Source organism: Microbulbifer okhotskensis (assembly GCF_023895975.1).
GTDB lineage: Bacteria > Pseudomonadota > Gammaproteobacteria > Pseudomonadales > Cellvibrionaceae > Microbulbifer > Microbulbifer okhotskensis.
On the sequence record NZ_JALBWM010000059.1, the window covers coordinates 1 to 25,299 of the forward strand.

The window sequence follows — 25,299 nt, forward strand, 5'->3', positions numbered from 1 at the left end:
CGACCAGAGCGCTGCTTGATCAGGCCTGTTGAACACCAGAATTGACAATAACTCTGAGCATGTCTGTCCTCAGGCGTTAAGGATTTATTGTACTGTCTGCTGGTTTCGACTTCACCGCCATGCCAGAGGATCGCCTCATCTAAGGTTCTGGTATGGCCATCGTGCAGTTAGCGAGCACTGCCCTGGATACCATCTTGACGTTGGGTATTGGGAAAGGGGGGGAGTTCGTCACATGGAGGGCGTACAGGCTCCCTGTGCCACACCATTGGCCCCGTTCTCTCCTTATAGTATGCAGGAGCAGGTTCGTGTGGGGGCGTTTTTTTTGGGGCCTAAGCTCAGCGAAAGGTGAGTTTCCGCCGGTTGTCAGTGTTGGAGTGTGGCAGGAAGAGCACTCCAACTGTTCAAAAATAAGGCTTCCCAGTTCGGCAGAATCCACATCTACATTGTGCGCGGGAGACACTCGAGTACGCCCCCCGGTAGTCGCTGCTCAATCTGCGCCGAGCGGGAATACCATTGGACATAGATATTCAGCGATGAGGCCGAGTTCTGATTCTGAGGTATCGTTAGTGTATTCGCTTGAGCTGCATGCGATGGTACCTTTCTGTCAGGCCTCCGACTTTTAGTCGAGTCGATAATACAGATTGTTTTTTTAAGAATAAGATATACTTAAAGCTTTTAGGCAGATCGGTACTTTATAAGGGAAAGTTCAAAAGATTTCCACGATTTATTCCGTCAACTTGGAATAAGGTCCTATTTTATGCAGATTGAGTTAATATTTGTCAATTGAATGGCATGGAGTTTTTGAAGGTCAGATAAGCTCGCAATCTTGGATTGTCGGCGGCTTTCAATGCCAACGCTAGCCTTCAATGCCTGTGTTGATAGATATTTTTTATACTTTTAATTTATAAATTGTATTGGTGATGGCTGGGCTTGCTGATCCCTAACGAGATAAACCCCACCTAATGATGCAATAAATCCTGGGACTAGGTGGGATATACCGGGCTTATATGGGATAGAGTTTACAACGGCGTTGCAGATGGTGAAATGGAGAGCTAGAAGAGTCCAGGTTGATTTGGATCGCCTTTCGCTCTCACTCTCGAAATGACTTTATAGATGCCGCGTACAGTCATACCGTATTTGCGTGCTAGTTGAGAGTGATTGCGTCCGTTGAATTCTTCATATATCTGAGCATCGCGAGACGCAACACGGTAGTGATAGTCTTTCGGTACCGTTACGATTTGCCCGCCCCAGGTTGTAGCCAAATGATCAGCAATAGCGCAACCCGCCTGGTCCGCAATATCAGAATCCACACCATGTTGCGTTAACACCTCGCGGGCATGGGCGTGAATCTCTTCTAGCAGCTCGTGGCGGCGGCTTTCCATGTTCGGGTCTTGATGGCTCACTGCTTGCCTCCTTTATTCTCCTCTCGGTCCAGCCAGGCTTTCAGTGATTCGATCACCTTCGTAACCTGCAGACCATTTAGCCAGTCCAAACGCTCAACACCCGTTTGGCGTTTCACGTAGGAAGCCAGCGCGCGCTCTGATGAGTCGCGCACTATCCCCCGTTTAGCCAGTTCCAGCCACAGCGCCCGGACCTTGCGGTCCTGGGGCTGCCGGGCTGTAACCTTCTGCTTTGCTTGCTTAGGTTTCCAACCCAGCTCGCGGAACCGATGTAGCAATTTGGAGCGGCCTACAGCGTCCAGCTTGGCTGCAGAATCCACTTTGCCCACCTGCTGCAGGAGCTGGCGGTAAGTATCGTCATCCATACACAGCTCAGCCCGCGCTATATGGATTTTTGCCAGCTCCCGCTGCCGGTTGGACTTCTCAGCCATCGACAGCCCCCAGTGCCTCTATATATGGCGTGACATCTTGAGCAACGACCACAACCACCGCAGCAACCGGCACACCATTTTCTAGCTGCACCACTTCCATTTTTTGCGGGCCACATTCATCCAGCTCATCAATCATCCCTGACATTACCTGGGGTAGATCTAGGGTTTTGAACCCAGCAATTCTTTTTTTCAGCACTTCCTTATTCATTCCGGGCACTCCTGTTTCTCCCGTTCCTTTAATATTCCACCTCTCAATATTGAGTACTCGGTGTACTTTTCCTTTGCCCTGTCAACTATTTGTAACCACGAAAAAAACTGTGATTCCTGCGATTTTTTGGCAATTTTAACCGCTAACTCCATTGCCGCCTGCTTGGTAGGAGCGCTATCTCTAAAATTCCTTGCACCACCATTCATCAAGTGAACACGACCGGCAAAAATCGCAAATCTGTTTACTGCTGGTGCTTTAACCTCTGATTCCATGGTATTTCTCCTAAATGGCCTTAATGCAGGGCCGCACGCTTAGTGCTGCGTACACCCCGGTGAAAATCTACTTTCTCCCCATCAATTAGCCCCTGCAGTTTTGCCTGCATATCGTGGCATCGCGCCTTGGTAGTAGTATCCCGGCCTTCGGCAGTTTCCAGATTAGGCCATCGTTTTTCCTCGTAACTTGCCATTGCCTGCCGCTCCGCCGGGCTGCACTTGTGCGTCACAACTTTCTGGCTAACCGCTTGAACCCAGCCCTGGGCATACAGGTCACCACGGCGGATTTTTGTCGTGCGCTTCAGGCGTTTATTAAGGCCAGAAACGTAGGCATTGCGATCACTCTTAAGTTGGCGGCCTAATACTTCAAAGGCGTAGGCGGCAATTTCTGGGGCTCCATCCAGCCCGAAAAATTCAACCACCCCACGCCATTTGCCGTTATCAAATTGCGTTTGATAAACACACTTAGCACCAAAGGCCCCGGCAACCATATTCATCAATACGGCCATATAAGCCGGCGGCGTCCTTCCACCACCAACAGCCGAAGAAATATGGCTGCCTACATCACTCGCACCCACATCTGCCTTGGAAATACCATGCTTCTGCATTAGCGTTTGTGCCTGGCGTAAAGCGGTTGCAGCCTCGTTGGGGTTACTTGATTTGGCCAGAGCCAGGCAACGCTTAATCTTCCTTAGAATCGCTTCTTCCATGCTTCCCCCTAAACCGCAGCCAAATCCAAAGGCACCTGGCGGTACTGATTATTTTTGCCTTTGCGCTTATAAAGCCGGATATAAGTGGCAGTCCCTGCGGTTTGGATAGAATCTCGCAATGCCTCCATGGCTCGCTTCCAGCCATCGTCATCGATATCCAAGCGCAACAGCTCCAATACCGCAGAGGTTTTCAGCTGTCCCTGGCTATCGGTGCGGAATGCTCTATCCACCAGCGCCCGGATATTGGCATTAGCGCCTTCACTCCAACGCACAATGCAGTCATCTATCAAAGCCTTGGCCGCCTCTATCTCCTCGGTAAACTGGTAACGCTCCGAAGTTGAGCGCACCAGCTTGTATTCGCCGTCATAGGTGGTAAGCGATACATTGCCTTTTTCGCCGCCGATCTTTACGTCATATTTTTCTGCAGAAATCGCTACCAGATCGGCAACATCGGCCAGCGCTTTTTCCTTAAATTGCCCCAACGCCACATTTAGCTTTTCGGCGATATCAGCCAAAGCGCGCACAGTGGCATCGCGTAGTTTGTCCTGCTCGCGAACCTGGTCCTCGGGCACCAGGTGCCCGGCAGCATTTTGGCAAAATCCATCAGGAATCATGGGTAAGCTCTCCATTAGTTTTTTGGTGCCGCCACAACACCTGGCAGCCATATAATTCGATACTTCGATAATCCTCCCCGCCAAACACCAAGCACTGGGGAGGCGCTCCAAAACTGACAGGCCCCTGTATTTCAATTAATACTCGGCCCTCTTTAATCTGCATCCGCACCACGCGGCTGCCCCTTGCAGATAGCCACAACAAACACCGGCGTATCTGCTCAACTGCTGAAAAATAACCGCAGTTCACATCGAAACTTTTAGCCAGTAGCGTTCGCTCCAAACCCGGTTTACCGCGCAACCTGGTGATGCTTTAGCGGCTCAAAATAGTGGCCATTATTTCGTTGGCGCAGCTGCTTAACCCCGCCTTCAACTTTGGCCAGTGCGTTTTCAACACCCTGGCAAGCCACATCAATACGCTCTGCTACTGACATCTGCGCCGGCAAGAGTGGGCGGTAATCCCGCCCCATAATGTCCTCCCAGTGGCGGCGCGGATCGCGGATAAAAACCTGGAACGACAAATAGCGGTGCAAGCTGTGGGCGGTGAACAGATCGCCCCAATACTCCAGCTCACTTTCATTAATTAGCGGCTGCGGCATAGTCGGATTCCTCCGCTAGAATGTTGGCGATATCCCCCAGTAAATCCTCCCAAGTGCCCACCCACGCGACGCGCCGCTCCCAATCAATAATCATGGGCAGATCACTGGCCACCTCCACGCCCATTTCCAACACGCGGCCATTGATCTCCACTTCGGCAAATAAATGGCTAAGCACCTGCGCCCGGTTTTTTAAGTTGATAACTTTGCCTTTAGCCACGTCACACCCCCGCAATCAGATCAGCGGTTAGCTGGGGCACACCCAGGGATGCGGCCTCATTGAGGGCAGCGGTCAGCACGTTATGCACCGCTAAGGGATAGAGCACCGAGTAATTGCTGCGCGATAACTTGCTGCGCAGCGCCTCCACTGCGGAATCATTCATTACGCTTTTTAAAGTGGTTCCCGACAATTTAAAGCGGTGCTTCAAATAGCCCAGCAAGTCGGCATCCAGGGGGCGCAGCGTCACCACCTCACAGCGCTGCACCACCTCACGCACGGCCGGGTTACGCTCATCCAATTTCTGCCCCAGCTCGCTCTGGCCGATCAACACAATGCCCAGCAGCTTGGAAAAACCATCCTCTAATTCAAAAAAGCGCTTTAAATGTTTGAGGGTGGCCAGTGGAATACCGTGGGCCTCCTCAATAATCAGCAGGTGGCGGCTGCCCGCCCGGTGGGATTCCAGCAGCGCTTTGTGAACCTGGCGAAAACGCGCCTCACTGCTGCGCGGCACATGCTGTCCAGGGGCAACCGCAGCCAGAATAGACTCAGCAATGTGGCCAGATTTCAGCGTTTTGCCCTTGGCCTCGCAGTCCTCCATTCCTAAAACGTAGGGCTCAATAATAATTGTCGGCTCACTTTCACGATCAACCCAGCCAATCAAATCCCGGCGCAGGGTGGACTTGCCAGAACCGGACTCCCCCACCAGGGCAACAAATCCCCCATGCCTGGCAACTTGTCGAAGACTCTCCCGCACATAGCGGGCGTCAGGTGTTAAGAAAACCTCATCACTATTACGGCATTCATCAAACGGATCGCGCACCAAATTAAATGTACGCCTCGCTTGTGGGGTCAGGGCCTGCTTGCGTAGCAGCATAATGTCGTCCTCCAGATGGTTTTCTTTTTGTGTAACCGGCGCTACTTCTTTAGTGCCTTGGGTACTGCCTTCCTGCTTGAAAACTTCCTCACCACAATTTCCGACTGCTTTAAGGATTTGCCTTTTAAGTTCTTTCTCTCGCTTTTTCGGCCAGATGGCGTGATTGCAAATCTGTGCAACTGTGGCCGGTGACATTTTGATTTTTCGAGCCAGCGCGGATTGGGTCATACCGCGATCTTTGAGCAATGTTTTTAGCTGCAACATGCGTAACCCTCCCTAGTATTTATTGTGTTAAAGGCCGACCAGCTTTAAAGAGGTTTCTTGCCTGCGGGTCAGCAATTCCGAAATTTTGTCCAACTCATCCTCAGCCAGTCCCTCTGGGTAGCGCTCCTGCAGCCACTGGAAGTGTTCCGGCTGCCAGCGATCCCCCATGCGAGAGCGCAACCGTTTAGCCGCTTGCACGGTATTCAGGCGCACCGCCTCCACCTGGGGCAACGGCGAATCCAGATCCAAATCGGTTCCGCGTTTGGGGATGTAATCGGGCAGTGGTGTATCGGTGATGGGTTTCATTGGATCGATGCGACCACCAAACGGGGCTGACTGCGCTTTGCGCTTTTCCGCTGCCGCCTGGTCTGTCTCGGTTTCCATAACCCTGCGCTCAATGGCTTTGCGTTCTTTATCCGCACGGGTTTCCGGCTGTGCCTTGTACTCCTCGCCCAGCATCGCGCCACTTTGCAAGAATCCGAACTGATCGCGTGCCTCCGGCTCCAGCACCTGCATCACCTCGCGGCCATCCTCGTTGGTGTACAGCACCTGCACCGCATCAATGCGCCACGGGTTGCGCGTGACAGAAATGTTTTCTCCCACCAAGACATCGGGAATATCTCGCACTGAATAGGTTTTGCCCTGGTAACTGATGGTTAATTGCGGAGATACCTTGTGGGACTCCGCCGCATGAATAGCCAGCTCGCGCATCACCTGCGCATCAGGAGCAACTACCAACTGCTGGGCAGTAATGCGCAGCCACACCGCATAGCGCGGCTGGCCAGTACGGCTGTGTTTTTTCTGGCCGTTAAACCAGCGCATCCACTGCCAGCCCGCACTATTGATTTCTTCCAGGGATGTGGGCGGCTGGGTCATAAAGCGCAGGCGACTCTCAAAGCTGCGCTCCACAATATCGTTGCCTTTTTCCACCTGGCCTTTGGCCCAGGGTTGGCCGGGTAAATTCACCTGCAGCTGCACGCCCAGCGCCCGGCAGAGGTTTCGGAAAACGGCCCCAGTATTAGCGCTGCCAGGGTCCACCATCACCATGCGTGGAATGCCGTGGAAAGGATCATCACCGCCGCGCTTTTGCGTAGCCGCGATAAATGCCTCCACCAGATTTTTGCCGCTCTCCGCACCCAACACGTAGTGCACATAGATCACGCCGCTGGTGTGGTCGGTGATCACATAGCGCCAAACCCGCTCTTTTTCGATGCGGCGAATATTGGCCGGTTTGTTCTTATAGAATTTGGTTTCATCCATCACCTGTAAGCACTGGCCGGCTTTGCTCGGAAGATAAAAGAGGACGCACAGTGAAGGGTCTATTTGCCAAACATGGTTGGGATGCTCGGAACGCAAATGGGTTTTAGGGGTGGGCCGGGAAAGCTGGTCTGGGTGCAACGCATAGCGGCGTAGCGCACGGCCGATACTGGCCGCACATAAAGGGATAAATTCCCCGGTTTCCTCATCGGTACGGCCAGCAGCGATCAGACCATTAGAGCGCAGTACCTCCACCGCATCCTCAATAGAGGAAAGGCGTTTGCCCAACTTGCGGCGGCTCTCCATCAGGTACGCGCTGATTTTGCGCGCCTCCTCCAGCGTCAGCGCACTCGCCCCCGCATCGGCGCGGCGCTTACGCGCCGGCGCCACCACTACCTGCTTTAATTGCCGCTGCAGAGTGGCCACGCTGACACCCATCTCTGCTGCCGCAGCCACATAAACTGGCCCTTTTTTCCCATGGCCAGCCGCTTGGGCATCAGCGGCCACAGCCTGCAGGCGCTCAAGCAGTGCCGGATTCATTGGGCTACCCCTTCGGCCAGCTCAGCCAACCGGGCAGAAACTGCATCAACTACTGCCAGCTGCAGTCCCTGAACCTCTAAAGCCCTGCGGCACTGCAGCGCGGTAAATGTCTCCACCATCTCCAGGCGTTCTTCCACGGAATGGCTGAAAAAGGGCTGGCCGCAATAGCTGCCGGTATAAAAAGGGTTTTGCTCTGGCCTCATCATGCCACCGCCTCCCCATTTCCCTCAGACTCCCAGGGCGCCGCACCTTCACTGCGGAAAACTCCCAGAAGTTGTCGTACTTCCTGCAAGGCATCCTCCAGCTGATCCAGCTGCCCACCCATCCAGCTATCCACACTGATCTGGTGAATATCCGCATGATCTTTTACTTGGGTCAGCGCCTGTGTCACTTGGCCCAGCAGCAACGCCTCAACTTTGTAACAGTGGTCCGCCGCCTCCGTACGGATTTGCTCGCTTTCCTGGTCCGGGGGAATTTTCTTGATGCGCTTTTTCTTGGTGACCAGCTCATCAAGCTTTTTATTTTTATCCGCGATAACCGAGTCTTTAGCCTCGTTATCTGCGCGGGCATCACGCAGAGCACCGCGCAACTCGCGGGTGCCCATACGGTCGATTTCATCCAGGTCCAACCCGGCAACGGTGCCACCATCAGCCAACTCTGCCAGATCATCATCATCTTCCAGCATCAGCTCATAGAGTTTGGTTTTACCCAGCTGCACCAGGGCTTTGGACTTACCAGCTAATTGGGGGGAGAGATATTTAGCGGCAGCCTGCATCATGCGCCGGGCCACACTTTGGTTCATGCCCAGCTGCTGCTCAATAATCTGCTGGAATTCCCCATGGGGTTCATGCTCCTTAATGACGATCAAGCGGCGGCCCGCTTCCAGCATCGCCTCGGCACTTTGCGCCAAGCAAAAACTCGCCTCATTGATCAGGCGCAACCGATCATAGGGCTGGCCATCCAGATACAACTCGGTAATTTCGCGCGAATGCGCCTGGTGTTCGACTATCGCGTTCCTGCTCATAGATCACCCCTGTGCGCCGGCTATTACCCGGCGGTTAATTTCATCGATTTTTTCCTGCGCTCGCTGTATCTCCAGCGCGTGACGCTGGGCGATTTGCAACATCCCCAGACTGAAAGCAAAGCGGCCGTCCTCGCGTTTTTCCGCCAGCCCCTCATCAATCAACACGCTCATGATTCGCGTGATAGCACTGGCATTTAAGTCCGTAGCCTGGACCAGTTGCTGGTTGCTCAGCCCGGTCAAGGTGTGGCCTTTTAATGCCTTCAGAACCCGCAGCCCTTTTTGCAGAGCGGTTTGTTTACTCATGGGCGTACCCTCACAGCCAAACGCCCCCGGCGGGACAAGTCGTAATCACTTACCACGCAAGTACCGTCATCGTCTGGCCCGTTCAGGCCAGCAAACTCGGGAAAGCGCAAATAGTTTTTTGCCGGTTGGCCCTTGCCACGGCTAGGGATACGCTTTTGAAAAATGGCAACTCGCTCAGTACCGAAGATGCTGCGGTACTGAATCTGGTCACCCGCCTTAAGTTGGCTTGGTCTCATTCCTCATCCCCCAAATCCAATGGCAACTCCGGCGCGTGGAACTCCTCCACATTGCGGTGGTGGTGGGCCAAGCCCTCCATCGCCTGGCGCAGTTGTGCCAGCGTTTCCGCCACATCCGATTTGCCGTTGTAAAAATCCACCAGTGTGGAAATTGCGCTGCTGATCTCTCCCTGTAGGGTTAAAACATCCGTGGCCGAGGCCGCTTTACCGCTGGGAATTTTCACCACCAGATAGCCGCTACTCGCCGCCAGCCAGCGGCTGACAAAGTCGCAACCACAAACCCGTTCGTAAGCGGGAATCATCACCGCTGGCATACGTCCAGATTGAATCCACTTGTACAGAGCCCAGTGGTCCGCCAGCCCCATACCCTCGGCAATACGCTCCACGCTCAGGTTGTGGATGTCCTTCGCGTAGTCCTTGCACCACTCCAGCGCCTGGCGCAGGTTAGTGGCCACCGATTTATTCCAGCGGCGGCGCTTCCAAGCTTTGCTGGTCATTGGAACCCCCTAAAATCAGCCCTTCCAAACAAATTGCCGCTGTGCATCTGGTGCAATGCTGTTGCGTTATGTGTAAATAACGGCATCATCAACACACCGAGGAATCGTGATGGACAGCGAACTGCGGCAACTAAAAGCACAGGTCAATGCCCTCTCGCGTGCATGGTTGTACTTGGCTGCCAGCGTCGAAATGCAAGGCGGGCTAGATCCCGAAGCCTTTGCCAGGGACTTGGGGAACACCCGTTGGCCCGGCGAGGCAATAGAGCCCGAAGCGCGCCGCACCATTGACGGCCTGCTGGGGCAGTTGGCCGAGGCCCGCGTTGCCCGCCAAGCACAGGCGCAACCGAACTGAAGCCATACCGATCGCGCTTTTGTGTGATTGGTTTTTGCATGGTGCCCCCTATGCCGCAGCAGGTTGGCTGCCGGCGTTGGGGTCGGCCTTAATGCCGAGCGCCACCGCGATTTCATGGGCACGGCCATAAATGGCCTTGTCGAAAGAATTGAGAACGCGGTAAACCGCATTGCGCGGGTAGCCCCGTTCCTCTGCCCACTGGGTAACGGTCAGGCCCTGGGCGCGAAACTGCGCCTTAACCTGGTCTGGGGTCAGTAACTCTTGGTCGGCCATGCCGGTGGCCCTCCTTGTTGCTGAATGATGTTTAGTGAATGTGTGGATAATTATGAGAACTTTAGTTCCCTTTTTCAAGGGGGTTGCGTGAACTTTTCTTCTCTTTCCGGGCCCCGCATTGCGGCCGAAAGAAAAAGGTTGAAGTTGAGCCAGGCGGAGGCTGCCGAAGAATGTGGTGTCAGTAGGGAGATGTGGGGAAAGTACGAGAGGGGAAAGGCAGCGATGGGAACTGAAGTTCTCTCCAGTTTCGTCAGTGTAGGGGCTGACCCTCTCTTTATCCTCACGGGCCAGACTCACTCATTGGCGCCAGAAATAGCCCCCGATGAGCAGCTATTGCTCGACAGCTATCGCGAACTCAGCCCCCAGCAGCGCAAGGCTCTGCTGGCTCAATTGTTATCGGGCAATAGCGACATCGCTAAACCAGAGACGAGTAGTGATAGGCGGGTAACCATCAAAGGGGAAGGAAACCGGGTTTCAGCACAGGGGGATTACTACGAGAATGGAAAGAAGGAAGAGTAATTAGATTTAAACAAACCGCTCGGCAATGAGCGGTTTGTCACTTAGTAAAGAAGCTTAATGAGGCTCAGGAGTCTTTATCCGGTCTGACCAGGTTTTCCGGGGTTCCTATCGTGGTCTCCTTATCAATAGACTCACGCTCCTCCTCAGAAAGGTTTTCCCAGTGCTCCAACGCCTTTTCTGTTTGCTCTTTGATCGACTGCTTAATCTCTTCAAGGGATTTGGTCGGCTTGTTCCCACTCATAGCTGCCTCTCCAAGTAACAGGGGTTTCCGTTGGCTGCCGGATGATACTCAAAGCTTTTGTCATAGGACATATAGTAATTTACTAGCTTTTCATTCATCGGCTTGATGATGCGGAAAGTTTTGGCCCCAATTAGCTGTGCATACGCTTGATATGCGGTATTCACAACAATAAAAGCGGGGAAGCCTGTCATTGGTAAATCTGGACTTTTCTCCACAAAATCCATTCTGAGCGAAGTACCATGGTATGTCGGGCGACCCAAAGCCAATGTAGAAAGGCGATTTCCAAACCAAACAGACAAATCAAAACCTTTCGGATATCTAAAGCAGTAGCGGTTGGCAAAGGTCCAATCCCAATCCACTTTCCTGTTGGGGTGATGCTGCCAGGTTCTAAACGCCACCAGCGCTTTGTTGTCCACGCCCCCAAGTTCAATTTTGCCCCGCACCCTCACGGGTAGGGCTTCCCAGGCAATCTGCCGGGCTTGGTCTCTCATTGCTCCGTATCGGGTTTTGGCTTCAAAGTGAGTAGCTAGCATTTCCTTCGCCTTATTTAGATTCTCCAGCGTCAGAATTATGCCACCTCTGTGTTTAAAAAAAATAGAATCCGTCCATAGAAACTATCCAGAGACTTCAATCCGCTACAAAGCTCTCAAGGCAAGACTTGTAATAGCCTGTAATTTTGCATGATGCGACGAAAAATAAGGTTTTTGCGCAATCCGTATCCCAACAATCACCAACATTCGTACCCAGAATGAAGCAAACCGCTCAGCGCTGAGCGGTTTATCCATTTTGGTACACAAGAACCAATTCAAGTGCGTCTTTCACCGGCATAAAAATTGTTCCTAATTACTGCAATATTGTGAGAATTGTCACGAATTCAGTTTTTACGTATTGTTAATGCAATTCCGTGTTATGGCGGATGTTGGGGGTAGCCATGGAAATTCGAGGTAACCACAACCGGGTCGCAGGGCGAGACATCGTCTACGAGATCCACCTGGATGGCGAGGCCGCAGAAAAGCTGGCCAATCGCTTACTGGCGGCACTGGACGGTGCGGCCGCAGGTATCAAGGTGGTATTGCCAGGCAATAATCAGTTTTACCTGACCTCGGGGCGAAGCCCTGACGGCTCCTAACAAGCTATCAACCACATGAAAGGGGGTATGCATATTGAGAGAGTTTCATTTTTCATAAGAAATCTAAGATCGGTGCAGGATAACTCAAGCGGTGTCGATCTCCAGCTATAGGTCATTGAGACGCTAAGACATTTAAGGATAGTTGAGAATGAAGTGTAAACTGTGTCTATCAGAAGTAAGCTCCCTCAGGAGATCCCACATAATCCCAGAGTGCTTTTATAAAGAAGTCTATGATAAAAAGCATCGATTCATCCCTATCACCAATGAGAATTTAAATAATTTAAAGCTTGAACAGTTGGGCTATAGGGAAAAATTGCTATGCGGTAGCTGTGAAGTAAAGTTGAGCAAATGGGAAAACAATACTAAAAAAGACCTTGTAGATATTTCTAAGAGGTCCAGCAACTTTCTTAAAATATCTCCACTCTCAAGTGAGCACATCCTGATTGAAGACATAAGTCACGACTCTTTCAAAAAATGTATGCTATCGATTTTGTGGCGAATGAGCATTTCATCTCATGAGATGTTTGCTAAGTATGAGCTTGGACCATACGAAGAGAAGCTTAGAATCGTCTTAGATCAAGAGCCTTTGTTGACAACGCTTGATTATCCTATCTTCGTGAGAGAAGTAACTCTCAGTGGAACCCATTATCCAGACATAATATCTTGTATTGGAAAAGGAAGAATGGGGCATCATATTTTTCAATCATTTATCATTTATGGATACCTAATTGACATTGTAGTTTCTAGCCAAAGGATGCCTGAAAGATATAATCCACAAATGCTCTCATCTAACAATCATCTACTTGTCAGGCAAATTGATCATCGTTCACTGCCGAATGATCACGGGCTCCTTGAGAGATTTAAACAGGATGACGTTGCAAATTTTTTCAAACAGCAAGCTAGCTAGTTTCGATGATATGGCGGCCCTGTGACCTCATCACTTAAAGTGATTATTATTTGAAACCTAATGGAATACTGGAATGTTGATCCAATGCAAGGAATGCTCCAATGAATACTCCGATCAGGCACAAGCCTGCATCCACTGCGGTGCCCGCAATCCCAATAAAACATCGACAGGTAGGAAAGCGGGCGTGGCCATGTTGTCACTGCTCGGCATAGCTGCTGGACTGTTAGTGCTGGGAAATCTGATCTACGACCCAGAAAAGGACGCCTTACAGCGCGCTCTGATCGAATGCAGGAAAGCCCAGGATGATCCACTGCTAACCACCGAAGCGCGCCGCATGGCTCGCACAGCCTGCGACGAAATGGAAAATAAGAATTAATAACGGCGCGACCACTGAAAGCCTGGCGCAATCAGGGGCAGCCTCCAGGAATCAAGCGGCTTCTTTCCAGGGTGGCTTGGCTTTGACTTGTAAGGGATAGGGTTTATTGAGCATGTTGGATGAGAAATTTTTCTTAGGTGGTGGCATCACCATGTTAGTCGTTGCTGCTTGGACAGCCCCCAAACTGTATAGAGAAAAACTTTCAAACTTGGTCCTTTTTGTTTTGACGGTAGCACTAATCGCTTTAGGATCTTTTTGGGCTGCGCTAGAGGCCGTTGATTACGTACTCGAAGCTTCACTGGATAAAGCCACTTTACGAAGAGTTCAAAACTCTTTGGAGTTGATAGCCATTCCCGTTATGTGGTGGTCTTATCTAGCATTCTTTTTTCTTGGCAACCTAATCCTCTGGGAGATTGCAAAGTATCGGCTTGAGGATATTTTGGAATCAAAGTCATAAATAATTTCGGGCAAGTCCCAGGAACCTCGCCACCCTTTTGTCCGAGTGGCTTGGTATTTTTACGGTTGGAGAGAAAGGGGGTTAGGAAGTGTTAGACGAGAAATTCATCATAGGCGGCATTGCCACATTAATATTTTTTGCCTCATGGCATGACCCAAAGCTCTATAGAGAAACTCTAATTGAATGGATAAGTTGGACTTTTTGGCTGGTATTTGGGGCGTTCTGCGTTTGGGCAGTTGCGATGATCGTTGTTTTACTGCAGCTACCAAGTACTCTGGAGATAACAGCCATGGAAGCCGCGATAGAGGCAATAGAAAAGTCAAAAATTCCACTACTGTGGTGGGTGTACCTTTTGGTGCTTGGCCTCATATCTTCCATTGCAAATGAGATCGCATCTCGAAGAGAGAAAAATATTGAAGAGGACGCCAGCTAATAGCTGAAAACTAAACCGTCGCTTGTCACTATATGCTGTTTAGATATGAGGTTTATCGAAAATGTTTGATGAGAAATACATAGTTGGTGGTGCTATTTCTATATTGTTTTTTTTAGCTTGGAACGGACCGAAGCTTTATAGAGAGAAGATAACAGGCTGGGTAATCTTAGCTTGGTGGATGATCACTGTTAGTTTTTTGATATGGGATTTGGCTCTAATAGTAGTGGAGCACAAATTAACAGCTGTTATTGATGAAAAGACCTTATCTGTAGCCAAAGAGGCAGTGGATAAAATAGAAATCCCTTTGAGGTGGTGGATTTACCTTGGGGTTATTTTTGCAGTCGATATTCTTCTTTGGGTGTTTTCGAAGTACAGGCTCGAAGATATGTTGGAGTCAAAATCTTAAATATATAAGGTGATTTCTTAGGAACTGAAAGCACAAATTTTGCCCCCGTTCAAAAGACGTTTTCCCCCGCGCCCCCGATTATGGGGGCGTTGTGTTTCTGGACCCCCAAAACCTGGAGAACGTCATGCGATTGCCCCGTCTATCTTTCTGGCTGTTTTTGGCCATAGCGCTGTTACTGGCCATCGGGTTTTTCAGCCCGCAGCAGTTACCCGTAGTTCTGTATAAAACTGCTCTGGTCACCGGTGCCGTGGTGCTTGGCTACTGGTTAGACCGCAGCCTGTTCCACTACGCACGCCCCCACGATTTGTTCAAGCAGGCCCTGCAGATACAAACAGATTCCCTGGATGGCGCGCGAGCGATGCGCTTTAACGCCTCCCTGGCAACCCTTCGCCGCGCCTTGATTATATTGGCCTGTGTGCTCGGTCTCACCCTGGGGCTGTAACTATGAACAGAACAGACCAAAGCAGAATCCAGTGGCTTGCCCTGGGTTTTACCGACATTCCCGCATTAGTCCTGGCACTCTCCATTATACTGCTGGCCTCCTGCCAGCCCGCCTATGCAGAAATCCCCAGGGCTTCGCAAATCTATAAGCGCACTTTGATACGGGCCGCCCACGCCCATTGGGGGCTGGATGCTCCCATCGCCACTATGGCCGCCCAGGTTCACCAGGAAAGCCGCTGGAAAGTGGATGCGCGCTCGCCGGTGGGTGCCGAAGGGTTAGCCCAGTTTATGCCCACCACCAGTGACTGGTTTGCCCAGTTGTATCCGCAAACCCTGGGCGAGCGGCAACCCTATAACGCCGGCTGGTCCCTGCAGGCCCTGGTGCTTTATGACCGCTGGCTATACCGGCGCCTCTCTGCCAGCGACAACTGCGAGCGCTGGGCTATGGTGCTCGCGTCCTACAACGGCGGCCTGGGCTGGGTACTCAGGGACAAGCGCGCAGCCTCGGCCGGGGGAGCCGACAAGCTGCGCTGGTTTAACGCCGTCGAGCACTACAACGCCGGCCGCTCCCGCGCTGCTTTCCGTGAAAACCGCGACTACCCGCGCAAAATTCTGTTGCGCTGGGAACCGCTCTACGTGCGCGCCTATTGGGGCAGCGGTGCCTGTACTCGCGGGGTGCAACTGTGATTGCCCGCTGGCTACTGCTCGCCGCCCTTAGCTCAAGCGTTGCCGCCACCGCCGGATACTGGCGCGGGCACCATAACGGTGTGCGCGATACCCAGCTCAGGACCAGCGACCAGGCGCTCCGTGATATGTCCTCGTTGATGGAAAACCACCGCCAATTAATTCAGGAGGCCAACGCCGCCGGTTTGCGCCTTATCAAGCAAACCGCCCGCCGCGCTGCCCTCGATAACCAAACCACGCAGGAGTTAAGGAATGCCCTCGCTAAAACGGCGGATAGCCGTGTGCGCTGTGTGTTTAATCTTGATGTCATGCAGTCATTGGCGGCCGCCCGTGACAGAGCCGCCCAGGCCGCTGCCACCGGGCTTGATGAGTCCCTGCCCAGTGCCGGCACCACGTCCCGACAATAACGCCGATGCTGTCGCTATCGAATTAAAGCGGCTCTATGACCTTTACGGCACCTGTGCTGGCCGCCTGTTTGAGTTGCAGCACTGGCTCAGTAAAAGCGAGGAACCCTGATGCCAGAGACACATGATTGGATAGTGCCTGGAATCCAGTTTCTCGCGCTGTTGGTATCCCTATCGAGTGTGGTTTTGGTGATGGGGAAGCGCCAGGAGCAACAGTACGAACGCTATTTAAATGCCCGTTTGAGCACCTTTGAAAAACTGCTCTCCGGTATGGATAGCCGTGGCAAGGAAATGGAAAAACGGGTTTCAGAGATTGAAAGTCGATTTATGGACCTGCGCGCCGAACTGCCTGAGAAATACCTGCGCCGCGAAGACCATGTGCGCAGCCAAACAGTATTGGAATCCAAACTGGATGCGCTTTTTTTACGCATTGAAAACCTGCAACTAAGGGAGGCCCAGACCCAATGATCGACCACAACAAAGTGCGCCGCGAGGGAATGCGCTGGACTATCCTGCTCACCCTCAACCACGCCCGCCCAATCGGCGCCCACGAGCAGCTAATTTTGCAAACGGTCCAGGGCGTCTACCCGGATGCCACACCGGCGGAGCTGCGCCGCGAACTGGAATACCTGCACGAGCGCGAACTGCTCAAAGTGGAAAAGGAACCCAGCGGCACCTGGCGCGCAGGGCTCACCCGTCACGGCGTGGACCTGGCTGAATACACCGTGGACTGCGAGCCCGGCATCGCCCGCCCCGAAAAATATTGGGAGGGCTGAAATGCCCCAGGTTTCCGAGGTCCAGCGTCTCAATACCGACGATAAAGACTGGCTCGATAAAGAGCTGGTAGCCCGTGGCTTTTCCGGTTACGACGAACTGGAAAACCTGTGCCATAAGCGCGGTATCGATATTTCCAGCAGCAGCCTGCATCGCTATGGCCAGACATTCCGCGAGCGCCTCGACCAGGTGAAGATGATCACCGAGCAAGCGCGCGCAGTAGTGGCCGAAGCCCCCGACGATGAAGGCGCGATCAATGAGGCTCTAATGCGCCTGGTGCAGGAAAAGCTTTTTACCGTAATCCGGGATGCGCAGATCAGTGGCGATATTCCCCTGGATAAAATCGCTAAAGCCATCGCCGACCTGGGCCGCGCCAGTGTTAGCCAGAAACGCCTGGCTGCGGAAGCGCGCAAGCAGTTATTGCAGGAGCAGCGGCAAAAACTCGATGCCCTGGGTGATAAAGGTGGCGTTACCGAGGACACGAAACAAGCAATCCGCGAAGCCCTGGGAATAGAGTGATGACCAAACGCAAGGGCAACGCAAAAAACCTGCCGGCTAATCCCGACGCCATATTTCTGCCGTTTCAATCCGCCTGGATTAAAGACGACAACCGCCTCAAATTGATGGAGAAATCGCGCCAGATCGGTTTGTCCTGGTCCACCGCTTATGCGGCCGACGAACGCACGGCCGCAGCCAGTGCCCGTCACGATCAATGGGTCAGCAGCCGCGATGACCTGCAAGCGCGCCTATTTGTCGAAGACTGCAAAATGTGGGCGGGCATTATGAATATGGCTGCCAAAGACCTGGGCGAAATGGTCCTGGATGAAGAAAAGCGTATCTCCGCTTACGTGCTGGAGTTTGCCAGTGGCCGCCGCATCCACAGTATGAGTAGTAACCCAGATGCCCAGGCCGGCAAGCGCGGCGGGCGTATCCTGGATGAGTTTGCCCTGCACCCAGATCCACGCAAACTCTGGTCCATCGCTTACCCCGGAATTACCTGGGGCGGCAGTATGGAAGTGATTTCCACCCACCGTGGCAGCCACAATTTTTTTAATCAGCTGGTGCGAGAAGCGCGGGAAAACGGCAACCCGAAAAATATTAGCCTGCACCGTGTGACGTTGCAGGATGCCCTGGATCAGGGTTTTTTATTCAAACTGCAGCAGATGCTCCCGCCAGATGACGAGCGCCAGGCGATGTGCGAAGCGGAGTATTTCGAATATGTGCGCTCCGGCTGCGCCGATGAAGAGTCTTTCCAGCAGGAATATATGTGCAACCCGGCCGACGATGATGTTGCCTTCCTGGAATACGACTTGATTGCCGCAGCGGAATATCCCGCGCAAGTCCACTGGCAAAACATGGAATCCGGGCGACTCTATGCCGGCATTGATATCGGCCGCAAGCAGGATTTGACCGTGTTGTGGATACTGGAAAAGCTCGGCGATGTGCTCTATACCCGCCACATCGAGCGGCTGCAGAACATGCGCAAGTCGGAGCAAGAGAAGATCCTTTGGCCTTGGCTGGACCGCTGCGACCGCATTTGTATTGATGCCACCGGCCTCGGTATCGGTTGGGCCGACGATGCCCAGGACCGATTTGGCGAGCATCGGGTGGAAGCGGTCACCTTTACCACCCGTGTCAAAGAGGCCCTGGCATACCCGATCCGCAGCGCCATGGAAGACCGCCGCCTGCGCATTCCTCACGACCCCAAAATCCGTGCGGACCTACGCCAGGTTACCAAGCAAACCACCAGCGCCGGCAATGTACGCTTTACCGCCGAGCGCACCGTCGATGGCCACGCCGACCATTTCTGGGCCTTGGGCCTCGCTATCGAAGCGGCATCTCAACCCTGCGCCCCCATCGAATACCAATCCACAGGGCGCCGCAGCGCCTGCGCCGATACCCGTCTCAATACTACCGATACCGGCTTTGGCACAATAGCTGGCGGCAGCAATTTTGGAGGCTTCAATTAATGGCCGACTTTGAGCAAACCGCGTCCGGCATTCTGGTACCTGCCAACTTTGCCGCTAAACCCACAACCCGCAGCCCGCGCCCGGAAATGCAGGAAATCGCCACCACCGCCGATGGCCGCGATATCACCCGAGGCTATACCGACCCGCTCACGGTACAACCCGCCCAGGATTCCGTGCTGCAGCTGCGCGGCGGTGGCGATTACCGGGTGTACCAGGAAGTGCTGCGGGATGACCAGGTGGCGAGTTGTTTTAACCAGCGGTGCCTGGCGGTAATCGGCAAGGAATGGGCTGTAGACCCCGGCGGTAAAACAAAAAAAGACAAAGCCGCAGCGGAGCACCTGCAGCAACTCCTGCATCATATCGGTTGGGACCGCGTCACCCAAAAAATGCTTTACGGGGTTTATTACGGCTTTGCCGTCTCTGAGGCCCTGTGGGCGCGGGATGGCCGCCACATCATGCTCGATGAGGTTAAGGTGCGCGACCGCCGCCGCTTTGGCTACGATGGCCTGGGCCGCCTGCGCATGAAAACTTTCAGCACCCCTTTGGGGGAGCTGCTGCCCGAGCGCAAATTTTGGGACTTTGCCACCGGCAGCGACCACGATGACGAACCCTACGGCCTGGGCCTCGGGCACTGGCTATACTGGCCCGCCTGGTTCAAGCGCAACGGCCTCAAATACTGGCTGATCTTCCTGGAGAAATTCGGCCAGCCCACCGCCAAGGGCACCTATGCCCCCAACGCGCTGCCGGAAGAAAAAAACAAACTGCTGCAAGCCCTGTCCGCCATCAGCACCGATGCCGGCGTTATAGTGCCGGAAGGCATGGCCATAGAGCTGCTGGAGGCCGCCCGCAGTGGCACGGCGGATTACGCCAGTATCTACGACCGCATGGATGCCGCTATCGCCAAAGTCTGCGTGGGCCAGACTGCTTCTTCCCAGGGCACACCGGGCCGCCTGGGCAATGATGAGCTGCAGAGCGATGTGCGCCTCGACTTAGTAAAAGCCGATGCAGACCTGGTGTGCGAGTCTTTCAATCGCTCCATTGGCCGCTGGCTCACCGAATGGAATTACCCCGGCGCCCAAGTGCCGCGTGTATACCGCAAAGTGGAACCACCGGAAGACCTCAACCAAACCGCCGACCGCGATAAGAAAATCGTGGATATGGGCTTTAAACCCAGCCTCAGACATATCCAGGATAACTACGGCGGTGAATGGACCGAAGCCACCCCAGCACAACCCCCGGCGCAACCAGTCCCACCGGCGCCCGCTGCAGAGTTTGCCGATACTGATTTGGCGCAAACTGTGCCGGATGCCCTGGCGGTACAGCTGGGGCAGCGCCTGCGGCCCATTACCCAAGACTGGGGCAACCAACTGGCCCGGCTCCTCGATGAGGCTACCAGCCTGGAAGACCTGCAGAAGAGGCTGATCGCGCTGGCGCCTGAATTGAGTCTCGACGAGTATGCCAACATCATGGCTACCGGACTGGAGGTAGCCCAGCTGGCGGGGCGCAATGATGTGCAAGACGAGATAGCCGCTCTGGAGAGTCCATAATGGCAACTGCGGCGGCCTACGGCAGTCTTTCCTTCGAACAACAGATCCAGTTTTTCCAGGGCAAATACCCGAGCATCGATTACGAGAGCATTCGCGGCGCAGCCCATGACCGCGCATTTATCAGCGCCGGCGCCCACCGCATTGACCTGGTGCAGGACCTGTTTATGGTCATTGCCAGGGCTATCCGCGAAGGGATGACGCTGCAGGAGTTCCAGCCAGACTATGAAGCGGTGCTGGATCACTACGGCTGGGAACCCAATGGCGGGCGTAACTGGCGCGCCTCGGTGATCTATCACACCAACCTGCGCACCAGCTATGCCGCCGGCCGTTACCAGCAGCTGCAGGAAGTTAAAGACCGGAGGCCCTACTGGGGCTACCAGCACAGCGATGCAGTGTTGCACCCCCGCGAGCAGCACCTGGCCTGGAATAACCTGGTGATCCACGCCGATGATCCCTGGTGGCTAAGCCATTACCCACCCAACGGCTGGGGCTGCCAATGCACGGTGATCGCCTATAACCTGCGCGACCTTAACCGCATGGGCAAAAATGGCCCGGACAAAGCCCCAGCGATCAAACTGCGCAAAATCACCTTTAAAGACGCAGAGCTTGAGGTGCCGGAAGGTATCGACCCCGGCTGGGATTACGCCCCCGGCGGCAGCGATATTCAGCAGCAAATACAGCGTATTCTGGAGAAAGCTGAGGGCCTGCCGGAAGACTTGGCGGAGATCCTCACCGCTGAATTGATGGAAAACCTGGGCAGCGGGAACTGACCATGGCCGGTGCGAGAATTGAAATTGACGCGCGCGCGGCCACCAATACCCTCAGTAAACTGGTGGGTGACCTGGAAAACCCCGCGCCGCTATTGCGGGATATTGGCGAGTACCTGCTGCAGGTCCACCGCAACCGCTTCCGCACCCAGACCTCCCCGGACGGCGCACCCTGGGCCGCGCTCAGCCCCAGCTATCTCAAGCGCAAACCCAAGAACCAGGGCAAAGTGCTCACCTTGAGCGGCCTCCTGCGCAATACACTGCGCTACCAGGTGCAGGGACCGGAGCTACTGTTCGGCACAGATCGCCCCTATGGTGCCGTACACCAGTTTGGCGCTGCCCAGGGCCAGTTCGGCAAAACCAAACGCGGCGGGCCCATTCCCTGGGGAAATATTCCCGCGCGCCCCTGGCTGGGTACCAGCGAAGAGGATGACCGCGAAATCCTGGCTCTAACACGGGATTACCTGGAATTTGCCACTGGCGCCTGAGCGCCCCTGTAATGCCCTCAGCCTTCCAGGGTATCCAACGATAGCCAGCGCACCCCGTTTCGCCGCTGTAAAAGCTTTATAAAACCGTTTACAGGGCGATTGCCCGCAACCCGCGCCGGAATCTGCACAAATCCCCAGCCCGCCGGTTTTGCCCGCGTACAAAAGACCTCTCTCTCCATCGCCCCTAAGCTGGCCCCATTCAATCGAAACGCAATGGGAAAGCCAGTGAATCTGGAAATTTTCAAACCCGGCACCTTTACCGATGTGAGTGGCAAAACCCGGTCATTCAGCCAGGCCGATATTCAGTCCACTAAAGATGCCTACAACCCAGCGGTATTTCGCGCACCGCTGGTGGTGGGCCACCCCAAGGTCAATGACCCGGCCTACGGCTGGGTATCCTCCCTGGACTTTGCCGGCAGCGTCCTCACCGCCGAGCCCGATCAGGTGGAAGCGGAATTTGCCGAAATGGTGAATACCGGCCGCTTTCCCAAAATTTCCGCCAGCTTCTTCCACCCGCAATCTGCCAACAACCCCGTGCCCGGAGTCTGGTACCTGCGCCATGTGGGTTTTCTCGGTGCCGCCGCACCGGCCGTAAAAGGTTTGAAGGAAGCCAGCTTTGCCGACGATGGCAAAGATATTTTTACGGTGGAATTTGCCGGGGCCGACTTTGCCGACAGCTGGTTGGTGGGCCGCCTGATGCGCAACCTACGCGACTGGATGCTGACGAAATTTGGTGATGAGGATGCCGATAAGGTGGTCACCGATTGGATGGCCCGCGACGCCGAGCAACTAGCAGAAACATCACCCAGCCCCGACTTCGCCCAACCCAATGACAAAGACACCCCAACCCCACAACCGGAGGAACTCCCCGTGGATGATGACAAAGACAAAGCCGCGAGTTTTGCCGATCGTGAAAGCGCTTTGCAAACCCAGCAGGCGCAACTGGAGGCCCGCGAGCAAAAGGTGGCGCAACAGGAAGCGGCTGCGCGGGAAAAGGATATCGCCAGCTTCGCCGACCAACTGGTGGACAGCGGCAAACTGTTGCCCCGCGAGCGCAATGGCATCGTGGCCCTGATGGCCGGCCTGGCAGATACCGACGCCCTGAGTTTTGCCGAAGGGGATGGCACGGTTGAGAAAAGCGCGCCGGATTTCCTGCGGGATTTCCTCTACGGCTTGCCCACCCGCGTAGATTTTGCTGAACGCAGTGCCGCCGAGGATGAGACCACCCAAGCGGCCAGTTTTGCCGCACCCACCGGCTACTCCGTCAACCAGGACAAGCTGGCCCTGCACAACAAAGCGCTGTCTTACCAGAGCCAGCACAAATGCGACTACAACACCGCCCTGGCTGCGGTGAGTTAATCGGGAGCCCCCATGCAATCTATTCCTCTGCTTACGCTCACCCTCGCCGCCACGGCAGCCATCAGCGCCGGGCGCTTTGCTGCCGGTAATGGCACCACCGCCAGCGCCGGCGGTAACACCCTCGGCGTGTCCCGCTGCAGTGCCGAGGCCGGTGAGGATTTCCCGGTGGATGTCATAGGCACCGCCCAGGTAACTGCCGCCGGTGCCATTGCCGTCGATGACGAAATTGAGGTGGGCACCGAAGGCAAGGCCGCCACCAAGTCGTCGGGCGTCACTGTGGCCCGAGCCCTGCAAGCCGCCAGCAGCGATGGCGACTCCATCGAAGTGCTGTTAATCGCCAACTAAGGAAAGCGCCATCATGACTCAGATGAACAACCAACAAGTGCGGGTGATAGATCCCATCCTCACCACCCACGCCCAGGGCTACCGCCACCAGACCCATGTGGGTATCGCTCTATTTCCCCGCGCACCTGTCGCAGTGAGCGGCGGCCAAATACTGGAATTTGGCAAGGAGGCATTCCGCCTCTATAACGCCCGCCGCACTCCCGGCAGCAGTACCAAACGCGTGCAGTACGGCCACGCCGGCAAGCCCTTTGCGCTGGTACAGGATGCACTGGAGGGGATGGTGCCACGGGAACACATGCGCGATGCCAGCCAGGTACCCGGCATCAACCTGGGCCAGCGGGCCGTCAACAACACCATGGGCAGCCTGTCTTTGACCCTGGAAGTTGAGCAGGCCGAGCTTGCCCGCAACCCGGACAACTACGATAACGACCACAAGGTGGATTTGGCCTCTTCCCAGTGGACCGATGACAACAACAACCCTTGTAAAGATATTCGCACTGGCCAGGAGGCGGTGCGCGAAAGCATCGGGATGGATGCCAACACTCTACTGCTTTCTGCCAAAGGTTTTGCCGCAATGCGGGAAAACCCTTATGTCCTGGATCGCTTCAAGCACACCAGCAAAGATTCCATCACCGCCGCCATGATTGCCGCTTTGTTGGATATCGACAAGGTAGAGGTGGGCAAGGCGGTATCTGCCGATGCCAATGACAAATTCAGTGATGTCTGGGGTACTGATGCCATCCTCGCCTATGTCGCCCCGCCCGGTGGTGATAACAGTGCCGACGCCGCTGAACCGAGTTATGGCTACACCTACACCATGGACGGCCACCCCCTGGTGGAAGAAGCCTATTACGACAACAACGTCAAAAGTTGGATCTATCCGGTGACCTACGAACGCCGCCCCGTGCTCTCCGGTATTACCGCCGGCTACCTGATGCGCAATGTTGGCTAATTCCCAACCTGAGTAAGGGGTGACGGTCGCTTTCGCTGGCATCGCCACGCAGTCCCTAATCAGCGAATCAACCGGCAAACCTTGGGGGGGCAGATAGTCCGGGGATGGAATAGGAAACCCCTCGCTTTTTTCATAGCAACGGCAACCACCGCGAAGGGAGAAACCCTTGACTAAGCAAATTTACAAAGTGCGCCAGCCCATAAAGGTGGCCGGCAAAATTATCAAAGCCGGCACCGTTAGCTGTACCCAGCAAGAGGCTGCGCCACTGCTGAAAAACGGCAGTCTTATCGAGGCCGCTGCCAGTACCAACAGCAGTGCCGGCGATGGTGAAATTTCCATGGAAGTTTTCGCCGAAGCTGTAGCCCAACTGGATACAGAAAACCCCGAACACTGGACCAACGCCGGCGCCCCGGATATCAAAGCCTTAAACAAAGCCGGCCTGAAAATATCCGCCGCCGAGCGGGACGCACTCTGGGCACAGGTCGATAAAGACTGATGTATATCTCCCACGCACAACTGGCCGAACGCCCCGGCGCCCGAGAACTGGCCGAAGTCGCCAGCCCCGCCCATGAGGCTCTGGTGGATTACGACCTGATGCAGGCCACGCTGTTGGGCGCAGATCGCAGTGCCTGGTCCGCCGCTGAAATTATCGTGGCTGACAACGCCCTGGTGCGGATTGATGACGCCATCAGTGATGCCAAATCGGTGATCGATGGGTTCTTGGGGCGCCGTGGCTATCTGCCCCTCGATCCGGTGCCGGGCATTGTCACCACCTGGGCCAGGGCTATTTGCCGCTACTTGCTGCACCAGGATCGCGTCAGCGGCGAGAGCGACGACCCCATAGTGCGCGATTACCGCGATGCCCTAAAGCTGCTGCAACTCACCGCAGACGGCAAGTTTTCCCTGGGCCTGAACGACACCAGCGCACAGCAAGGTATCGGCCAACCGGCCACTACCGCCGGGGCCAGTAGCTTTCAGGATAACCTGGCAGATTTCTGATGAACGAACCCCTGGATACCGCCGTTATCGAGC

Annotated in this window: 44 protein-coding genes; 24 read left to right on the plus strand and 20 right to left on the minus strand. The window is 54.6% G+C overall.

The annotated features are described in order from the left end of the window. From MO867_RS24010 to MO867_RS13470, 17 genes are all read right to left on the minus strand, one after another. A partial coding sequence (locus MO867_RS24010) for a di-heme oxidoredictase family protein (RefSeq protein ID WP_373565893.1) occupies positions 1-167 on the minus strand: 167 nt, incomplete at its 3' end. Next, complete coding sequence (locus MO867_RS24015; protein WP_373565892.1) at positions 140-460, minus strand: di-heme oxidoredictase family protein; 321 nt, start codon at positions 458-460, stop codon at positions 140-142. The genes MO867_RS24010 and MO867_RS24015, both read right to left, overlap by 28 nt. 592 nt (positions 461-1,052) lie before the next feature. Beyond that, complete coding sequence (locus MO867_RS13400; RefSeq protein WP_252469222.1) at positions 1,053-1,403, minus strand: Mor transcription activator family protein; 351 nt, start codon at positions 1,401-1,403, stop codon at positions 1,053-1,055. Continuing rightward, on the minus strand, positions 1,400-1,831 hold the full coding sequence (locus MO867_RS13405) for a gp16 family protein (RefSeq protein ID WP_252469224.1): 432 nt from the start codon (positions 1,829-1,831) through the stop codon (positions 1,400-1,402). The genes MO867_RS13400 and MO867_RS13405 overlap by 4 nt, the downstream gene beginning before the upstream one ends. Next, positions 1,824-2,039 (minus strand): hypothetical protein, encoded by a 216-nt coding sequence (locus MO867_RS13410; protein WP_252469226.1) that lies wholly within the window; start codon positions 2,037-2,039, stop codon positions 1,824-1,826. Before MO867_RS13410 ends, MO867_RS13405 begins: the two co-directional genes overlap by 8 nt. Beyond that, positions 2,036-2,311, minus strand: a complete 276-nt coding sequence (locus MO867_RS13415) for a hypothetical protein (RefSeq protein ID WP_252469249.1) — start codon at positions 2,309-2,311, stop codon at positions 2,036-2,038. Before MO867_RS13415 ends, MO867_RS13410 begins: the two co-directional genes overlap by 4 nt. 20 nt (positions 2,312-2,331) lie before the next feature. Continuing rightward, positions 2,332-3,021, minus strand: coding sequence for a DUF2786 domain-containing protein (locus tag MO867_RS13420; protein ID WP_252469251.1), 690 nt, complete (start codon positions 3,019-3,021; stop codon positions 2,332-2,334). An 8-nt stretch (positions 3,022-3,029) separates the two neighbouring features. Further along, entirely contained in the window at positions 3,030-3,635 is a 606-nt protein-coding gene (locus MO867_RS13425; protein WP_252469253.1) for a DUF3164 family protein, read from the minus strand. 287 nt (positions 3,636-3,922) lie between these two features. Further along, entirely contained in the window at positions 3,923-4,231 is a 309-nt protein-coding gene (locus tag MO867_RS13430; RefSeq protein WP_252469255.1) for a hypothetical protein, read from the minus strand. Next, positions 4,212-4,448 (minus strand): hypothetical protein, encoded by a 237-nt coding sequence (locus MO867_RS13435; RefSeq protein ID WP_252469257.1) that lies wholly within the window; start codon positions 4,446-4,448, stop codon positions 4,212-4,214. The genes MO867_RS13430 and MO867_RS13435 overlap by 20 nt, the downstream gene beginning before the upstream one ends. Before the next feature lies 1 nt (position 4,449). Then, positions 4,450-5,586, minus strand: a complete 1,137-nt coding sequence (locus tag MO867_RS13440; protein ID WP_252469260.1) for an AAA family ATPase — start codon at positions 5,584-5,586, stop codon at positions 4,450-4,452. 27 nt (positions 5,587-5,613) lie between these two features. Then, the gene (locus tag MO867_RS13445; RefSeq protein ID WP_252469263.1) at positions 5,614-7,383 is read right to left on the minus strand and encodes a TnsB C-terminal domain-containing protein; all 1,770 of its coding nucleotides are present in this window, start codon (positions 7,381-7,383) and stop codon (positions 5,614-5,616) included. Continuing rightward, complete coding sequence (locus tag MO867_RS13450; RefSeq protein ID WP_252469266.1) at positions 7,380-7,589, minus strand: hypothetical protein; 210 nt, start codon at positions 7,587-7,589, stop codon at positions 7,380-7,382. Before MO867_RS13450 ends, MO867_RS13445 begins: the two co-directional genes overlap by 4 nt. Beyond that, positions 7,586-8,407, minus strand: coding sequence for a DUF3102 domain-containing protein (locus MO867_RS13455; RefSeq protein ID WP_252469268.1), 822 nt, complete (start codon positions 8,405-8,407; stop codon positions 7,586-7,588). The genes MO867_RS13450 and MO867_RS13455 overlap by 4 nt, the downstream gene beginning before the upstream one ends. Positions 8,408-8,410: 3 nt before the next feature. Beyond that, positions 8,411-8,710, minus strand: a complete 300-nt coding sequence (locus MO867_RS13460) for a helix-turn-helix domain-containing protein (protein WP_252469270.1) — start codon at positions 8,708-8,710, stop codon at positions 8,411-8,413. Further along, positions 8,707-8,946 (minus strand): hypothetical protein, encoded by a 240-nt coding sequence (locus tag MO867_RS13465; RefSeq protein WP_252469274.1) that lies wholly within the window; start codon positions 8,944-8,946, stop codon positions 8,707-8,709. Before MO867_RS13465 ends, MO867_RS13460 begins: the two co-directional genes overlap by 4 nt. Further along, the gene (locus MO867_RS13470) at positions 8,943-9,443 is read right to left on the minus strand and encodes a hypothetical protein (RefSeq protein WP_252469276.1); all 501 of its coding nucleotides are present in this window, start codon (positions 9,441-9,443) and stop codon (positions 8,943-8,945) included. The genes MO867_RS13465 and MO867_RS13470 overlap by 4 nt, the downstream gene beginning before the upstream one ends. Before the next feature lie 172 nt (positions 9,444-9,615). Here MO867_RS13470 and MO867_RS13475 point away from each other — a divergent pair, with 172 nt between their 5' ends. Then, a complete protein-coding gene (locus MO867_RS13475; protein WP_252469287.1) occupies positions 9,616-9,795 on the plus strand; it encodes a hypothetical protein in 180 nt (59 codons plus the stop codon). A gap of 48 nt (positions 9,796-9,843) precedes the next feature. On the opposite strand, the gene MO867_RS13480 is transcribed toward MO867_RS13475, so the two are convergent. Then, positions 9,844-10,068 (minus strand): DNA-binding protein, encoded by a 225-nt coding sequence (locus MO867_RS13480; protein WP_252469326.1) that lies wholly within the window; start codon positions 10,066-10,068, stop codon positions 9,844-9,846. A gap of 87 nt (positions 10,069-10,155) precedes the next feature. Here MO867_RS13480 and MO867_RS13485 point away from each other — a divergent pair, with 87 nt between their 5' ends. After that, positions 10,156-10,587: a helix-turn-helix domain-containing protein gene (locus tag MO867_RS13485; RefSeq protein WP_252469335.1), complete on the plus strand. Its 432-nt coding sequence runs from the start codon at positions 10,156-10,158 to the stop codon at positions 10,585-10,587. Between the two features lie 64 nt (positions 10,588-10,651). On the opposite strand, the gene MO867_RS13490 is transcribed toward MO867_RS13485, so the two are convergent. Both MO867_RS13490 and MO867_RS13495 read right to left on the minus strand, forming a co-directional pair. After that, the gene (locus tag MO867_RS13490; protein WP_252469351.1) at positions 10,652-10,828 is read right to left on the minus strand and encodes a hypothetical protein; all 177 of its coding nucleotides are present in this window, start codon (positions 10,826-10,828) and stop codon (positions 10,652-10,654) included. Next, positions 10,825-11,361 carry a hypothetical protein gene (locus MO867_RS13495; protein WP_252469357.1) on the minus strand — a complete coding sequence of 179 codons (537 nt, stop codon included), beginning with the start codon at positions 11,359-11,361 and terminating at the stop codon, positions 10,825-10,827. Before MO867_RS13495 ends, MO867_RS13490 begins: the two co-directional genes overlap by 4 nt. Positions 11,362-11,759: 398 nt before the next feature. Here MO867_RS13495 and MO867_RS13500 point away from each other — a divergent pair, with 398 nt between their 5' ends. From MO867_RS13500 to MO867_RS13600, 22 genes are all read left to right on the plus strand, one after another. Further along, on the plus strand, positions 11,760-11,957 hold the full coding sequence (locus tag MO867_RS13500; protein ID WP_252469360.1) for a hypothetical protein: 198 nt from the start codon (positions 11,760-11,762) through the stop codon (positions 11,955-11,957). Positions 11,958-12,105: 148 nt separating this feature from the next. Continuing rightward, complete coding sequence (locus MO867_RS13505; RefSeq protein ID WP_252469373.1) at positions 12,106-12,864, plus strand: hypothetical protein; 759 nt, start codon at positions 12,106-12,108, stop codon at positions 12,862-12,864. 73 nt (positions 12,865-12,937) lie between these two features. Then, entirely contained in the window at positions 12,938-13,240 is a 303-nt protein-coding gene (locus MO867_RS13510) for a hypothetical protein (protein WP_252469385.1), read from the plus strand. A 112-nt stretch (positions 13,241-13,352) separates the two neighbouring features. Continuing rightward, on the plus strand, positions 13,353-13,697 hold the full coding sequence (locus tag MO867_RS13515) for a hypothetical protein (protein WP_252469388.1): 345 nt from the start codon (positions 13,353-13,355) through the stop codon (positions 13,695-13,697). 88 nt (positions 13,698-13,785) lie between these two features. Continuing rightward, positions 13,786-14,130 (plus strand): hypothetical protein, encoded by a 345-nt coding sequence (locus MO867_RS13520; RefSeq protein ID WP_252469401.1) that lies wholly within the window; start codon positions 13,786-13,788, stop codon positions 14,128-14,130. 61 nt (positions 14,131-14,191) lie between these two features. Continuing rightward, a complete protein-coding gene (locus tag MO867_RS13525) occupies positions 14,192-14,536 on the plus strand; it encodes a hypothetical protein (protein WP_252469405.1) in 345 nt (114 codons plus the stop codon). 124 nt (positions 14,537-14,660) lie between these two features. Further along, positions 14,661-14,978 carry a putative holin gene (locus MO867_RS13530; protein WP_252469407.1) on the plus strand — a complete coding sequence of 106 codons (318 nt, stop codon included), beginning with the start codon at positions 14,661-14,663 and terminating at the stop codon, positions 14,976-14,978. A gap of 2 nt (positions 14,979-14,980) precedes the next feature. Beyond that, positions 14,981-15,664 carry a transglycosylase SLT domain-containing protein gene (locus MO867_RS13535; protein ID WP_252469409.1) on the plus strand — a complete coding sequence of 228 codons (684 nt, stop codon included), beginning with the start codon at positions 14,981-14,983 and terminating at the stop codon, positions 15,662-15,664. Next, on the plus strand, positions 15,661-16,068 hold the full coding sequence (locus tag MO867_RS13540) for a hypothetical protein (RefSeq protein ID WP_252469411.1): 408 nt from the start codon (positions 15,661-15,663) through the stop codon (positions 16,066-16,068). Before MO867_RS13535 ends, MO867_RS13540 begins: the two co-directional genes overlap by 4 nt. Then, positions 15,965-16,177, plus strand: coding sequence for an Rz1-like lysis system protein LysC (gene lysC / locus MO867_RS24345; RefSeq protein WP_444875281.1), 213 nt, complete (start codon positions 15,965-15,967; stop codon positions 16,175-16,177). The genes MO867_RS13540 and lysC overlap by 104 nt, the downstream gene beginning before the upstream one ends. Then, entirely contained in the window at positions 16,177-16,533 is a 357-nt protein-coding gene (locus MO867_RS13545; protein ID WP_252469413.1) for a hypothetical protein, read from the plus strand. Before lysC ends, MO867_RS13545 begins: the two co-directional genes overlap by 1 nt. After that, complete coding sequence (locus MO867_RS13550) at positions 16,530-16,841, plus strand: cytoplasmic protein (RefSeq protein WP_252469415.1); 312 nt, start codon at positions 16,530-16,532, stop codon at positions 16,839-16,841. The genes MO867_RS13545 and MO867_RS13550 overlap by 4 nt, the downstream gene beginning before the upstream one ends. Position 16,842: 1 nt before the next feature. Next, the gene (locus MO867_RS13555) at positions 16,843-17,358 is read left to right on the plus strand and encodes a DUF3486 family protein (RefSeq protein WP_252469417.1); all 516 of its coding nucleotides are present in this window, start codon (positions 16,843-16,845) and stop codon (positions 17,356-17,358) included. Then, positions 17,358-18,809 (plus strand): phage terminase large subunit family protein, encoded by a 1,452-nt coding sequence (locus MO867_RS13560; RefSeq protein ID WP_252469419.1) that lies wholly within the window; start codon positions 17,358-17,360, stop codon positions 18,807-18,809. The genes MO867_RS13555 and MO867_RS13560 overlap by 1 nt, the downstream gene beginning before the upstream one ends. Next, positions 18,809-20,356, plus strand: a complete 1,548-nt coding sequence (locus tag MO867_RS13565) for a DUF935 domain-containing protein (RefSeq protein ID WP_252469431.1) — start codon at positions 18,809-18,811, stop codon at positions 20,354-20,356. Before MO867_RS13560 ends, MO867_RS13565 begins: the two co-directional genes overlap by 1 nt. Next, positions 20,356-21,126: a phage head morphogenesis protein gene (locus MO867_RS13570; RefSeq protein WP_252469440.1), complete on the plus strand. Its 771-nt coding sequence runs from the start codon at positions 20,356-20,358 to the stop codon at positions 21,124-21,126. The genes MO867_RS13565 and MO867_RS13570 overlap by 1 nt, the downstream gene beginning before the upstream one ends. A 2-nt stretch (positions 21,127-21,128) precedes the next feature. Further along, positions 21,129-21,611 (plus strand): phage virion morphogenesis protein, encoded by a 483-nt coding sequence (locus MO867_RS13575; protein WP_252469452.1) that lies wholly within the window; start codon positions 21,129-21,131, stop codon positions 21,609-21,611. A 225-nt stretch (positions 21,612-21,836) separates the two neighbouring features. Further along, positions 21,837-22,970 carry a hypothetical protein gene (locus MO867_RS13580; protein ID WP_252469463.1) on the plus strand — a complete coding sequence of 378 codons (1,134 nt, stop codon included), beginning with the start codon at positions 21,837-21,839 and terminating at the stop codon, positions 22,968-22,970. 12 nt (positions 22,971-22,982) lie between these two features. Then, positions 22,983-23,315: a capsid cement protein gene (locus MO867_RS13585; RefSeq protein WP_252469465.1), complete on the plus strand. Its 333-nt coding sequence runs from the start codon at positions 22,983-22,985 to the stop codon at positions 23,313-23,315. Positions 23,316-23,328: 13 nt separating this feature from the next. Next, on the plus strand, positions 23,329-24,267 hold the full coding sequence (locus MO867_RS13590; protein ID WP_252469467.1) for a hypothetical protein: 939 nt from the start codon (positions 23,329-23,331) through the stop codon (positions 24,265-24,267). 166 nt (positions 24,268-24,433) lie between these two features. Continuing rightward, a complete protein-coding gene (locus tag MO867_RS13595) occupies positions 24,434-24,763 on the plus strand; it encodes a hypothetical protein (protein ID WP_252469469.1) in 330 nt (109 codons plus the stop codon). Continuing rightward, a complete protein-coding gene (locus MO867_RS13600) occupies positions 24,763-25,266 on the plus strand; it encodes a DUF1320 domain-containing protein (protein WP_252469471.1) in 504 nt (167 codons plus the stop codon). The genes MO867_RS13595 and MO867_RS13600 overlap by 1 nt, the downstream gene beginning before the upstream one ends. The last annotated feature ends 33 nt before the right edge of the window (positions 25,267-25,299 follow it).